This is a genomic window from Aeromonas sp. R6-2 (genome assembly GCF_040908155.1).
GTDB classification, from domain to species: Bacteria; Pseudomonadota; Gammaproteobacteria; order Enterobacterales; family Aeromonadaceae; genus Aeromonas; species Aeromonas schubertii.
The window spans coordinates 13,373-26,294 of the sequence record NZ_JBFODE010000070.1 but is presented as its reverse complement, the minus strand read 5'-3'; the positions used below and the strand labels follow the sequence as shown (position 1 = coordinate 26,294).

Here is a 12,922-nt window from a genome sequence, read left to right as displayed (position 1 = left end):
CAAACTTTATAAAATAGGGTATTTTTTTAGTTATTAAGTTAAAGGCGGGTTACCCCGCCTTTAATTAGTGTAACTTGTTTGCATCATTCACTGGAACCACATTGAACAGGGTTTCCACGTCGATGCCGTCAAAAATGTAGTGATTGCCACAGTAGTCACAGTGCATGTCGATCTGCCCCTGATCCTGAATAATCGCCACTGCCTCCTCCTTGCCGACCTGCAGCAGGGCACTCTGGCAGCGCTCGCGCGAGCAGGTGCAACGGAACTCGACCGGCTGCGGGTCGAACAGGCGAACCCGGTCCTGGTTGTAGAGGCGATAGAGGATCTCCTCGGCCGGCAGGGTAAACAGCTCCTCATCCTTGATGGTCCCGGTCAACTGCACCAGATGGTCGAAGTCGGCCTCGTGATCCTCGCTCTGGGCCGGCAGGGCCTGCACCATGATGCCGGCGGCCTTGGGCTGACCCTCCACCATGCCGGTGCGGATCCAGAGGCGGGTCGGCAGCTGTTCGGACTGGGCAAAATAGGCCTCCAGGCAACCGGCCAGGGTATCGGCCGAGAGGGCGATGATCCCCTGGTAACGCTCACCCTGCTCCGGGGTTATGGTGATGACCATCTGGCCATGACCGATCAGATCCTTGAGGGCGTCGCTGGCCGGCAGATCCCCTTCGAAGCGGGCCACACCCCGCAGCTGCTGGTTGTGATCCCCGTTGATGACGGCCAGCTTGACCGGGCCGTCTCCCTGCAGTTGCACCGTGATGGAGCCTTCGAACTTGAGGGTGGCGGTGAGCAGGCTGGTGGCGACCAGCAGCTCCCCCAGCAGGCGTTGCACCTGGAGGGGATAGGCCTGGGCATCGACGATATGGCGGTAGGTCTGGTCGAGCTGTACCAGCTCGCCGCGCACTTCATACTCTTCAAACAGGTAACGATGGAGTTGGTCTTGAGTCATCTTGGTTTCCAGTGATGGGCGCAAGCCATGGGCCTGCGACAATAAAAAGGGATCAGAACTGCTTGGCCCGGATCAGCAGGCGACGCTCCTGCTTGTCGGGGCGACGCTCGGGGCTGGGGGCAAACTGGCTGCCGAGCTTGCGCGCCTCGGCGTTATCGTGGCGGCGTTTCACGCTCGCCTCTGTCTCCCGGTAGAGGAGCTGGGCCTCGGGGGCGCCACGGCGTTGGGCCGAGATGGCGAGCACTTCGACTTCCCGCTCGTCCTGCCCCTGCCAGAAGCGGATCAGGGCGCCGACTTCGACCACCTTGCCCGGCTTACTGCGCTGCCCGTTGTAATGCACCTTGCCACCTTCGATCATCTCCCGGGCCGTGCTGCGCGCCTTGTAGAAACGAGCGGCCCAGAGCCACTTGTCGAGCCGGACGGCTTCGGATTTCTCCTGTTGCAACGACATGGGATGTCCTGACGGTGAAAAATGATGCCTTATTATACCAGAGTGGGGCGGCCGGGTTGAACGCAAGGGAGAGAGGCGGCGAGTGTGATCCTCCCCCTTTTTTCGAACGAGACCCCGGTCTGGCGGTTGTATCGCCGACCAAGGCCGTACACAATGACCAGCCCGGTACATCCTAGATATTATTGATAAAACCATGAATGACCTGCTCAGGGAAGACTGGCTCCAGAAGGGATGGGAGTGGTTGTCGCGCCTGCCCTGGCGCCGCAGTTGCCAGCCCCTGTTTCTGCTGTTGCTGCTGCTGATCGCCCAGCAACTGGCCATCCTCACCTGGCGCCTTACCGGCATGATACAGCCGTACCAGGCGGCCGTCTGGCAACCTGCCGGCCAGGGGCTCTCGGGCTCATCCCGTCAGGGGGAGAGCGATCTCGGTGCCATCACCCGTCTTGCCCTCTTTGGCAAGGCCGCTCCCACCGAGGAGGCCGGTCAGGATCGTGCCATCGCCGCCGACGCCCCCCAGACCCGCCTCAACGTCCAACTCACCGGTGTGCTGGCCAGCAGTGATCCCGCCAAATCGATTGCCATCATCGCCAATGGCGGGGTACAGAACAGTTACGGGGTCGGCGATATCATCGACGGCACCCAGGCCAAGATCCGCCAAGTCTATCCTGATCGCGTCATCATAGAGCACCAGGGGCGGGACGAGACCCTGATGCTCGATGGCGAAGAGTATGGCAAGCCGCTGCCCACCGCCCATGCGGACAACACCCTGGGTGGGGTGCGCGAAGAGCTGTTACAGAATCCCGGTAAATTGACCGATTACGTCACCATAGAGCCGGTGCGGGTGGATGGTCGCATGGCCGGTTACCGCCTCAATCCGGGCCGTGATCCCGAGCTGTTCAACCGGCTCGGGCTGCAGGCCAACGACATGGCGGTGAGTATCAATGGACTGGACTTGAAGGACACGGCGCAGGCCATGCAGGCCATGCAGCAGTTGGCAGGAGCCACCGAGATGACGGTCACCGTGGAGCGGGAAGGTCAGCTCTACGACGTTTTCGTCGGACTGTCGGAATGATGATCTGGAGTTACACCAATAAATGATTATTAAAAACAAGGCGCTACGAATTGCCTCTGTGGCCGCTGCGCTGCTGATGGCCGGTCAGGCATGGGCGGCAGAGTTCTCCGCCAGCTTCAAGAATGCGGATATTGAAGAGTTCATCAACACGGTCGGCAGAAATCTCAACAAGACCATCATCATAGAGCCCTCGGTGCGCGGCAAGATCAACGTCCGCAGCTATGACCTGCTCAATGAACAGCAGTACTACCAGTTCTTCCTGAGTGTGCTCGATGTCTATGGCTTCGCCGTGGTGCCCATGGATAACGGTGTGCTCAAGGTGGTGCGTTCTCGCGATGCCAAGACCTCGGCCATTCCTGTGGTGGATGGCACCAATCCGGGGATGGGTGACGAGATGGTGACCCGGGTGGTGCCGGTGCGCAACGTCTCGGTGCGTGAACTGGCCCCTCTGCTGCGCCAGCTCAACGACAACGCAGGCGGCGGCAACGTGGTCCATTACGATCCCTCCAATGTGCTGCTCATCACCGGCCGTGCCGCCGTGGTGAACCGCCTGGTGGAGGTGGTGCGCCGGGTCGACAAGGCGGGCAACCAGGAGGTGGACATCATCAAACTGAAGTACGCCTCGGCCGGTGAGATGGTGCGTCTGGTCACCACCCTCAACAAGGATGCCAGTGCCCAGGGAGGGGCCGGTGCCTCTGCCCTGCTCACCCCCAAGGTGGTGGCGGACGAGCGCACCAACTCCGTGGTGGTGACCGGCGAGCCCCAGGCCCGGGAGCGGATCATCCGCATGGTGCGTCAGCTGGATCAGGATCTGCAAACCCAGGGTAATACCCGGGTCTTCTACCTCAAGTATGCCAAGGCCAAGGAGATGGTGGACGTGCTCAAGGGCGTCAGCTCCAGCATCGAGGCCGAGAAGAAGGGGGGGGGCGCCGCCGCGACCGGTGGTGGGGCCAGCATAGGCGGTGGCAAGCTGGCCATCTCCGCCGACGAGGCCTCCAACTCCCTGGTCATCACGGCTCAGCCGGACGTCATGGCCGAGCTCGAGCAGGTGATCACCAAGCTCGACATCCGCCGTGCCCAGGTTCTGGTCGAGGCCATTATCGTCGAGATGCAGGATGGGGACGGCCTCAACCTCGGGGTGCAGTGGGGTAATGCCAACGGTGGTGGCACCCAGTTCACCAACACTGGCTTGCCTCTCGGCCAGGTGATCGCCGCCGGCAAGGATTACGACAAGAATGGCACCACCACCGGGCTCAGCGGCTTGATGAAAGAGTTCAACGGCATGGCCGCCGGCTTCTATCACGGGGACTGGGCCATGCTGGTGACGGCCCTCTCCTCCAACACCAAGAACGACATCCTCTCGACTCCGAGTATCGTCACCATGGACAACAAGGAGGCGTCGTTCAACGTGGGTCAGGAGGTGCCGGTGCAGACCGGCTCCCAGAGCTCTACCTCGGGTGACAACATCTTCAACACCATAGAGCGCAAGACGGTGGGTACCAAGCTGGTGGTGACCCCCCAGATCAACGAGGGGGACTCTGTGCTGCTCAACATCGAGCAGGAGGTCTCCAGCGTGGCGCAGGCCCAGGCCTCGGGCACCGCCAATCTGGGCCCCACCTTCGACACCCGTACCGTGAAGAACGCGGTGCTGGTCAAGAGCGGCGAGACCGTGGTGCTGGGGGGCCTGATGGATGACCAGACCAAGGAGCAGGTATCCAAGGTCCCCATCCTCGGCGATATTCCCGTGCTGGGCTACCTGTTCCGCTCCACCTCCAACACGGTGAGCAAGCGTAACCTGATGGTCTTTATCCGCCCGACCATTTTGCGCGATGCCAACGTCTACTCCGGCATCTCCAGCAACAAGTACACCCTGTTCCGCGCCCAGCAGCTGGAGAATGCGGCCCAGGAGGGCTACCTCACCTCGCCGGCCCGTCAGGTGCTGCCCGAGTATGGCCAGGATGTGACCGTCTCCCCCGAGATGCGTCAGCAGATAGAGCAGATGCAGCGCCAACAGCAGAACACCGCCAGTGGGGCGCGTACCTTCCTGCAGGGTAACCAGTGATGGCGTATCAGCTCGACGACGCCGAGGCACCGGCCCCGCTGCCGGAGCTTCCCTTCGCCTTCGCCCGCCAGAATGGCGCCATCCTGACCGAGCGGGAGGGGGCGCCCTGGCTGGTGTGTCGTGCCGGCATCTCCCCCCAGAGCCTGCTTGAGGTGCGCCGGGTGGCCGGCCGCCCCTTCCAGGTGGAGCAGCTCGATGCCGAGGCGTTTGAGGAGCAGCTGATGGCCCACTATCAGCGCGACTCCTCCGAGGCGCGTCAGCTGATGGAGGATATCGGTAACGAGATGGACTTCTTCGCCCTGGCCGAAGAGCTGCCCCAGAGCGAAGACCTGCTCGATGCCGACGACGATGCCCCCATCATCCGCCTCATCAACGCCATGCTGAGCGAGGCGATCAAGGAAGAGGCATCGGACATTCACATCGAGACCTTCGAGCGCTCCCTGGTGATCCGTTTTCGCATCGATGGGGTGCTGCGGGAGATCCTGCGCCCCCATCGCAAGCTGGCCTCCTTGCTGGTGTCGCGTATCAAGGTAATGTCGCGCATGGACATCGCCGAGAAGCGGGTCCCCCAGGATGGCCGCATCTCATTGCGCATCGGCGGTCGCGCCGTCGACGTGCGGGTCTCCACCATGCCGTCGAGCTATGGCGAGCGGGTGGTGTTGCGTCTGCTCGACAAGAACACCATCCGCCTCGAGCTGGCCCAGCTCGGCATGACCCTGCGCAACCGCAACATCATCAGCGAGCTCATCAGAAAGCCCCACGGCATCATACTGGTGACCGGTCCGACCGGCTCGGGCAAGTCGACCACCCTCTATGCGGCGCTCTCGGAGATCAACTCCCGGGATCGCAACATCCTGACCGTGGAAGACCCTATCGAATATGACCTCGAGGGGGTCGGTCAGACCCAGGTCAACACCAAGGTCGACATGACCTTCGCCCGCGGCCTGCGCGCCATCCTGCGTCAGGATCCGGACGTGGTGATGGTGGGGGAAATCCGTGACCTTGAGACTGCCCAGATCGCCGTGCAGGCCTCCCTGACCGGTCACCTGGTGATGTCGACTCTGCACACCAACACCGCCATCGGCGCCATCACCCGGATGCGCGACATGGGGATCGAGCCCTTCCTGCTCTCCTCATCCTTGTTGGCGGTGCTGGCCCAGCGCCTGGTGCGTACCCTCTGCCCCGACTGTCGGGAGTCCCACCCCATCACAGCCCACGAGCGGGAGCTGATGGGGCTGCGCGACGACGAGGGGGAGACCGTCTGGCGCGCCGTCGGCTGCGAGCTGTGCAACCACACCGGTTATCGCGGCCGGACCGGCATCCACGAACTGGTGGTGATCGACGAGCCGGTGCGCGAGGCGATCCACAACGCCAGCGGTGAGCTGGCCATCGAGCGCCTCATTCGTCACCACACTCCCAGCATCCGCCGGGATGGCATCGACAAGGTGCTGACCGGGCAGACCAGCCTGGAAGAGGTGCTGCGCGTGACCCGGGAAGATTAAGATGGCAGCGTTCGAGTACAAGGCCCTCGATGCCAGGGGACGTAACAAGAGCGGCGTGCTGGAGGGAGACTCCGCCCGCCAGGTGCGCCAGCAGCTGCGTGAGCAGGGGCTCACTCCCCTCGAGGTGAGCGAGACCACCGAGAAGGCCAAGCGTGAGGCGACCCGCTTCGTGCTGTTTCGCCGCGGTGCCTCGACCTCCGAGCTGGCCCTCATCACCCGCCAGCTGGCGACCCTGGTGGCGGCAGCCATGCCCATCGAAGAGGCGCTCAAGGCAGTGGCCCAGCAGTGCGAGAAGGCCCACCTGCGCAGCATGGTGGCGACGGTGCGCAGTCGGGTGGTAGAGGGTTACTCGCTGGCCGACTCGCTCGCCACCTTCCCCCACGTCTTCGATCAGCTGTTTCGCTCCATGGTGGCGGCGGGAGAGCGCTCCGGTCATCTGGAGAAGGTGCTCAACCGTCTGGCCGACTACACGGAGCAGCGCCAGCACATGCGCACCAAGCTGCTGCAGGCGATGATCTATCCCATCGTCCTCACCTGTGTGGCCATCGGCGTCATCTCCATTCTGCTCACCGCCGTGGTGCCCAAGGTGGTGGCCCAATTTGAACACATGGGCCAGCAACTGCCCGGTACCACCCGCTTTCTCATCGGGGCCAGCGAGCTGCTGCAGCACTATGGCCTCTGGTTTCTGCTCGCCATCATGCTCGGTGGCATGGGGTGGCGCTGGTGGCTCAAGGATGCCGCCCGGCGTCGCCGCTGGCACGCAGTGCTGCTGCGCCTGCCGGTGATAGGCCGGGTCAGCCGCGGTCTCAACACGGCGCGCTTCGCCCGCACCCTGAGCATCCTCAACGCCAGCGCCGTGCCGCTGCTGGAGGGGATGCGCATCGCCGGTGAGGTGCTCTCCAACGACTTCGCCCGGACCCGCATTCTGGAGGCGACCGAGCGGGTGCGCGAGGGGACCAGCCTGCGGGCCTCCCTCGAAGAGACCCGGATCTTCCCCCCCATGATGCTGCACATGATCGCCTCGGGGGAGCGCAGCGGCGAACTCGACAGCATGCTCGAGCGGGCCGCCGACAACCAGGATCGGGAGTTCGAAACCCAGGTCAACATAGCACTCGGGGTGTTCGAGCCCATGCTGGTGGTCTCCATGGCGGGGGTGGTGCTCTTTATCGTCATGTCGATCCTGCAGCCGATCCTCGAGCTCAACAACATGGTGAATCTGTAGGTGAGGGTGTCCAAATACGCTTCGCTATTCGAACCTGCAGACTTAATCGAGCCCGTAGGTCCGATTCGCCGACAGGCGTCATCGAGCGATCGCGGTTTAACAATTCATCGTTGATGGTTCATGCCATCTCATTTCGTTAGGGAGTCAGTCATGCAAAAACGTCGTCAACGGGGTTTCACCCTGCTGGAAGTCATGGTGGTCATCGTGATCCTCGGGATCCTCGCCAGCCTGGTGGTGCCCAACCTGATGGGTAACAAGGAGAAGGCGGATCAGCAGAAGGCGGTCTCCGACATAGTCGCGCTGGAAAATGCCCTCGACATGTACAAGCTCGACAACAACCGCTACCCGACCACGGAGCAGGGCCTGGAAGCCCTGGTCACCAAGCCGACCGTCGAGCCGGAGCCGCGCAGCTACCGTGACGGGGGTTACATCAAGCGCCTGCCGCAAGACCCCTGGGGCAACCCCTACCAGCTGCTGAGCCCGGGCCAGAACGGCAAGATCGACATCTTCTCCATGGGACTGGATGGAGAAGCCGGCACCGAAGATGACATCGGCAACTGGAACCTGAAGGACTTCCAGTAAGTGCTGCCTCCCGCCCGTGATCTTGCCCTGCCTCTTCCCGCCGATGGCACTCCTCCCGTGAGGGGAGATCGGCAGGCGGGTTTCACCCTGCTCGAGGTGCTGCTGGTCGCCATGCTGATGGGGCTGGTGGCCATGGCGGTGACCCTCAGCATGGGCAGCGTCAAGGGGGATCGTGAGCTGGAGAACCAGAGTGCCCGCCTGCGGGCCGCCCTGCAGCAGGCCCAGGAGCAGGCCATCATGGAGGGGCGTCTGCTGGGCTTGCGGGTCGAGGATCGGGCGTGGCAGTTCATGGTGCGCAGCGGTCAGGATCGCAAGTGGCAGGCCATCGAGGGAGACAAGCTGCTCTCCCGTCATGAATTGCCCGAAGGGATGAGTCTCGCCCTCGAGGTGGAGGGCTTCTCCTGGCAGAGCGGGCGCGACGATAAGGCCGAGCAGAGCCGTGAGGAGAAGGCGCGTACCCCCCAGGTGCTGCTCTTTCCCGGCAGCGAGCTGACCCCCTTCACCCTGACCCTGACCCTGGATCAGGATGGGGAGCGCTTCCTGCGCCGTTATCAGGGGGATGAGTTTGGTCGCATCACCCGGCAGGAGGAGGAGGAGTGAAGGCCCGTGGCATGACCCTGCTCGAGGTGATGGTGGCGTTGGCGGTCTTCGCCGTGGCGGGACTCTCTGTGATGAAGAGCGCCAGCGAGCACCTCTCCGGCCTCTCCTGGCTGCAGGAGAAGACCCTGGCGACCTGGGTGGCCGACAACCAGCTGGTGCAGCTCAGACTCGAGAAGAAGTGGCCCGGCGACAGCTGGGTCGAGGGGGAGAGTGATCTGGCCGGCCAGAAGTGGTATTGGCGCTACCGGGGTCAGGCGACCCAGGACGCCAGCCTGCGCCTGGTCGAGGTGGAGGTGCGCGACACCCCCAAGGGGGAAAACCCCATCACCCTGCTGCGGACCTATATCAACCGATGAGCACAGAGACCCAAAGGGGCTTCACCCTGCTCGAGATGCTGGTGGCCATCGCCATCTTCGCCACCCTGAGCCTCGGCGCCTATCAGGTGCTGCAGGGGGTGTTGGCGAGTGACGAGACCGCCAAGGGCAAGGAGGCGAGGCTGGCCGAGCTGCAACTGGCCATGGGCGCGATGGAGCGGGATCTCACCCAGATGCTGCCGCGCAGCGGCCGCATCGAGGGGGAGGCCAACAAGGTGGCCATCGCCGCCTCCCGCTTCGGGCAGGAGAGCGAGGATTGGGGCATCGCCTTCATTCGCGGCGGCTGGCTCAACCCGGATGCCATGTTCCCCCGCTCCGAGTTGCAGCGGGTCGGCTGGCGTCTCAAGGGGGGCAAGCTCGAGCGCCTCACCTTCCTCTACCCGGATCCGGTGATCGGCGCCGAGCCCAAGGTTCGCGAGATGCTGGGCGGGGTGACGGCGTTTCGCCTGCAGTTTTTCAACCAGGGGCGCTGGGGTGACGAGTGGAGCCGGCGCGACACCCTGCCCGAAGGTATCGCCGTGGAGCTGGAGCTGGAAGACTACGGCCTCATCCGTCGTCAGTTCCTGATCGGGGCCGGCGGCCAGAGGATAGAAAATGGGACCCCGTAAGGGCGAGCGGGGCATGGCCCTGCTGGTGGTACTGCTGATCCTGGCGGTCATGGTGATAGTGGCGGCCAACATGAGTGGCCGGCTGCAGATAGAGCTGCGCCGCACCGCCAATCAGGTCGCCGGCAAGCAGGCCTGGTGGTACGCCCTCTCGGCCGAGGCCCTGGTGGCCAAGGCCCTGGCACAGGATGCCAAGGACAGTGCCAACGTCACCCACCTGGGCCAGTACTGGGCCCGCAAGGAGACCGTCTTCCCGGTGCCGGACGGCAAGCTCAAGGGCGAGGTGCGCGATCTCTACGGCTGTTTCAATCTCAACAGCCTGGATAGCACGACCGGTGGCACCAATCCGGGGGGAAGCAACCCGGATGGCAGCAAGCCCGACGACAAGCCGGCGGGCAATCCGGACGATCCCCTGAACCAGCCGCTGGCTGTCCGCACATTGCGGATCCTGTTGGCCGAGCTGGGCATGGAGGAGTACGACGCGGCCCAGTTGAGCGATGCCCTGCGCGACTGGATCGACAAGGATACCGTGCTGGTCTCCAGTTACGGGGCCGAGGATGCCTACTACGAGGGGCTCAATCCCCCCTATCTGCCGGCCAACCAGAGGATGGCTTCCTTGAGTGAGCTGCGAGCGGTACGCGATGTCACCCCCGAGCTCTACCACAAGCTGGCCCCTTATCTCTGTGTGCGGCCGGACGGGGATCTCAAGGTCAACGTCAACACCATACCGGCCGATCAGGGGGCACTGCTGACGGCCCTGAGTCTGAACAAGGTCCCCGCCGATGAGGCGAAGCGGATCCTGGCCGAGCGCCCCCGCAACGGCTGGAAGAGCAGCGAGGAATTTCTCAAGCTGGTGCCGACCTGGGATCAGAAGGCACGTGGCTCTGTGGTGGTGAAGAGTGAACGCTTCTCGGCCCGTCTGGTGGCGGAGGTGGGGGAGAACCGCGCCTTCCTCGTCAGCGAGTTCCAGCGAGAAAAAGACAACAAATTCAAGGTGGTCCGCCGGCTCCAGGAGAGCGGCGAGACGCTCAAGTGAGGATGATAAGGTGAGCGAGAGTCTGGTCGTCCGACTCGGGACGAGTCGGGAGCAGCCGGTGCATTGGCTGGTCTGGTCGGTGGAGCAGGGGGAGATCATCGCCTCTGGCATCCTCCCCTCGGCCCAAGCCCTCGGCGAATTGAAGGAGCGTGCCGGTGGCCGCCCCGTGGTGGTGCTGGTACCGGGTAGCAGCCTGATCCTGCGCCGGGTGACCCTGCCCGGCCGTTATGGGCGGCAATCCCACAAGGCGCTGCCCTACCTGCTCGAGGAGCAGGTCGCCTCGGATGTGGAGTCGCTGCACATCGCCGTGCTGGGTCACGACGGCAACCAGGTGGATCTGGCGGCGCTCGATCGGGAGCAGATGCAGAGCTGGCTCGCCTGGCTCGGCGAGGCAGATCTCACCAGCCGCAAGCTGTTGCCGGATGTGCTGGCCCTGCCGCTCCCCGCCGAGGGGTGGGCCGCCCTGCAGCTCGGCGACGAGTGGCTGCTGCGTCAGGGTGAGTGTCAGGGAATGGTGGCGGAGGCAGCCCTGCTGCCCCTGCTGCTGGACGGGGAACATCCCCCCATCCATGCCCACACCGCCCTGCCGGCCGGGGTGAGCGGCCAGTGGCAGGCCGCCGATCCCGAGCTCCCCATGTTGTTGCTGGCGCGCGGCGCCCTGACCAGCCGGGTCAACCTGCTGCAGGGCGACTTCAAGCCCCGGAGTGATCTGTTCAAGCACTGGCGCCCCTGGCGCAAGGTGGCCATCGCCGCCGCCGTGCTGCTGCTGATGGTGCTGGGGAACCGGGGCCTCGACCTCTATCGTCTCGACGCCAGCGACAAGGCCCTCAAGGCCGAGATCCGTCAGGTCTATACCCGCATCTTCCCGGGCGAGACCCGCATCGTGAACGTGCGTGGCCAGATGGAGCAGCACCTGCGGGTGCTGGGGCAGGATAACCGGGGTGGCTTGCTGCTCTGGATGACCGAGTTGGCTCCCGTCTTCGCCCAGGTGCAGGGGCTCAAGCCCCAGGTGATCCGCTTCGACGCGGATCGCCGTGAGCTGCGTCTGCAGGTGACGGCTCCCGGCTTTGCCGAGGTTGAGCGCTTCCGCGAGCTGGCGGGCAAGGGGTTTGCCGTGCAACAGGGGGAGCTGCGTAGCGAAGAGGGCAAGGTTGAAGGCATGCTGATTCTGAGGAGCAAGGGATGATGGAGCCACTGCGCGCCTGGTGGGGGGGCATCACCCCCCGCGAACAGAAGATGGTGGGAGCGGCCGGCGCCATGCTGGTGGTGGGTCTCTTCTATTGGGGACTGTGGCAGCCCCTGGCGGATCGGGTCGCCGAGCGGGAGCGCCAGGTGGCCGCCCAGCAGCGGACCCTGGCCTGGCTCAAGGAGAAGGGGGAGCTGGTGCTGGCCATGCGGGGCAACAGCGGCGGCCAGATCGACACCTCAGGCACCCTGGAGGGGGTGGTCAACCGCACCGCCTTCAATCACAAGATCACCATCGCCCGGCTGCAGCCCCAGGGTCAGGAGTTGCAGGTGTGGATCGACACCATTCCCTTCGACACCCTGATGCTCTGGATGGCCGATCTCACCGACCGTTACGGGGTGCAGATCAAGGTGATCGAGATCGCCCGTGAGAACCTGCCCCCCGGCATGGTGAAGATTCGTCGTCTGCAGTTGAGCCGTCCCGTATGAAACAGCGCATCCTGATCGCCTTGCTCTTCCTCGTCGCCTACCTTGGCTTCCTCATCGCCCGTCTGCCGGCGGATCTGGTGGTGCGCTACGCCCCCCTGCCACCCATGGTGAGCCTGGAGGGGGTGAGCGGCACCCTCTGGCAGGGGCAGGCCGCCCGGCTGCAGGTCGCCTCCGAGTCGTTTAGCAACCTGAGCTGGGATCTCGAGGTCGGCTCGTTGCTGACCCTCTCTCCCCGGGTGGCTTTGCGCTTCGGCCAGCGCGGTGGTCTCAACGGCGAGGCGCTGGTGGGGTGGCAGCAGAGCCGCATCACGGCCCGGGATCTGGTGCTCAACATGCCGGCCCCCTGGCTCCTCTCCCGCTTGCCCCTGCGCCTGCCCTTCCCCCTCGAGGTGGCGGGTCAGCTGCAGCTCAAGGTGGACGAGTTCGCCCAGGGCCAGCCCTGGTGCGAGAGCCTCTACGGGACCCTGGATTGGGTCGGCGCCCGCGCCGACACCCCGGCCGGCAAGCTGGATCTGGCGGATCCCTCCGCCAAGCTGCTGTGCCAGCAGGGCAAGCTGGTGGCCGAGCTGCGCCAATCCTCCGAACAGGTGTCGCTCACCGGCAAGGTGGAGCTGATGGCGGGGCGCCAGTTCCTGTTCCAGGGCTTCCTCAAGCCGGGACCCGAGCTGCCCGAGCAGATGCGCCAGGGACTCCCCTTCCTCGGCCAGCCCGACAGTCAGGGGCGCTACCCCCTGCGCGAGCAGGGCTACTTCTAGGCGCCTGAGCCAAGACGAGAGACCCGCCATCCGGCGGGTCT

The 12,922-nt window shown here is 64.4% G+C and carries 14 protein-coding genes; 12 read left to right on the top strand and 2 right to left on the bottom strand.

Annotated features, from left to right (window positions below; genetic code table 11):
- Positions 1-64: 64 nt before the first annotated feature.
- Together hslO and hslR are read right to left on the bottom strand one after the other, a co-directional pair.
- On the bottom strand, positions 65-946 hold the full coding sequence (gene hslO / locus AB5Y48_RS18575) for an Hsp33 family molecular chaperone HslO (protein ID WP_060587902.1): 882 nt from the start codon (positions 944-946) through the stop codon (positions 65-67).
- A 52-nt stretch (positions 947-998) separates the two neighbouring features.
- Complete coding sequence (gene hslR, locus AB5Y48_RS18570; RefSeq protein ID WP_060587900.1) at positions 999-1,397, bottom strand: ribosome-associated heat shock protein Hsp15; 399 nt, start codon at positions 1,395-1,397, stop codon at positions 999-1,001.
- Positions 1,398-1,590: 193 nt separating this feature from the next.
- Between hslR and exeC the strand changes: the two genes are divergently transcribed.
- From exeC to AB5Y48_RS18510, 12 genes are all read left to right on the top strand, one after another.
- Positions 1,591-2,469 carry a GspC family type II secretion system variant ExeC gene (exeC, locus tag AB5Y48_RS18565; protein WP_050666963.1) on the top strand — a complete coding sequence of 293 codons (879 nt, stop codon included), beginning with the start codon at positions 1,591-1,593 and terminating at the stop codon, positions 2,467-2,469.
- 22 nt (positions 2,470-2,491) lie between these two features.
- Positions 2,492-4,531: a GspD family T2SS secretin variant ExeD gene (gene exeD, locus AB5Y48_RS18560; protein WP_050666964.1), complete on the top strand. Its 2,040-nt coding sequence runs from the start codon at positions 2,492-2,494 to the stop codon at positions 4,529-4,531.
- A complete protein-coding gene (gspE, locus tag AB5Y48_RS18555) occupies positions 4,528-6,033 on the top strand; it encodes a type II secretion system ATPase GspE (protein WP_060587894.1) in 1,506 nt (501 codons plus the stop codon). The genes exeD and gspE overlap by 4 nt, the downstream gene beginning before the upstream one ends.
- A 1-nt stretch (position 6,034) precedes the next feature.
- A complete protein-coding gene (exeF, locus tag AB5Y48_RS18550) occupies positions 6,035-7,255 on the top strand; it encodes a GspF family T2SS innner membrane protein variant ExeF (protein WP_368165436.1) in 1,221 nt (406 codons plus the stop codon).
- 150 nt (positions 7,256-7,405) lie between these two features.
- Positions 7,406-7,837, top strand: a complete 432-nt coding sequence (exeG, locus tag AB5Y48_RS18545) for a GspG family T2SS major pseudopilin variant ExeG (RefSeq protein WP_136612679.1) — start codon at positions 7,406-7,408, stop codon at positions 7,835-7,837.
- A 57-nt stretch (positions 7,838-7,894) separates the two neighbouring features.
- The gene (gene gspH, locus AB5Y48_RS18540; RefSeq protein ID WP_368165443.1) at positions 7,895-8,437 is read left to right on the top strand and encodes a type II secretion system minor pseudopilin GspH; all 543 of its coding nucleotides are present in this window, start codon (positions 7,895-7,897) and stop codon (positions 8,435-8,437) included.
- Complete coding sequence (gspI, locus tag AB5Y48_RS18535) at positions 8,434-8,793, top strand: type II secretion system minor pseudopilin GspI (RefSeq protein ID WP_168929845.1); 360 nt, start codon at positions 8,434-8,436, stop codon at positions 8,791-8,793. The genes gspH and gspI overlap by 4 nt, the downstream gene beginning before the upstream one ends.
- A complete protein-coding gene (gene exeJ / locus AB5Y48_RS18530; RefSeq protein WP_050666968.1) occupies positions 8,790-9,419 on the top strand; it encodes a GspJ family T2SS minor pseudopilin variant ExeJ in 630 nt (209 codons plus the stop codon). The genes gspI and exeJ overlap by 4 nt, the downstream gene beginning before the upstream one ends.
- Positions 9,406-10,452 carry a type II secretion system minor pseudopilin GspK gene (gspK, locus tag AB5Y48_RS18525; protein WP_368165433.1) on the top strand — a complete coding sequence of 349 codons (1,047 nt, stop codon included), beginning with the start codon at positions 9,406-9,408 and terminating at the stop codon, positions 10,450-10,452. The genes exeJ and gspK overlap by 14 nt, the downstream gene beginning before the upstream one ends.
- A gap of 10 nt (positions 10,453-10,462) precedes the next feature.
- Entirely contained in the window at positions 10,463-11,638 is a 1,176-nt protein-coding gene (gene exeL, locus AB5Y48_RS18520) for a GspL family type II secretion system protein ExeL (protein WP_050666969.1), read from the top strand.
- On the top strand, positions 11,635-12,126 hold the full coding sequence (gene exeM / locus AB5Y48_RS18515) for a GspM family type II secretion system protein ExeM (protein ID WP_050666970.1): 492 nt from the start codon (positions 11,635-11,637) through the stop codon (positions 12,124-12,126). The genes exeL and exeM overlap by 4 nt, the downstream gene beginning before the upstream one ends.
- The gene (locus tag AB5Y48_RS18510) at positions 12,123-12,881 is read left to right on the top strand and encodes a type II secretion system protein N (RefSeq protein WP_060587888.1); all 759 of its coding nucleotides are present in this window, start codon (positions 12,123-12,125) and stop codon (positions 12,879-12,881) included. The genes exeM and AB5Y48_RS18510 overlap by 4 nt, the downstream gene beginning before the upstream one ends.
- Positions 12,882-12,922 lie beyond the last annotated feature (41 nt).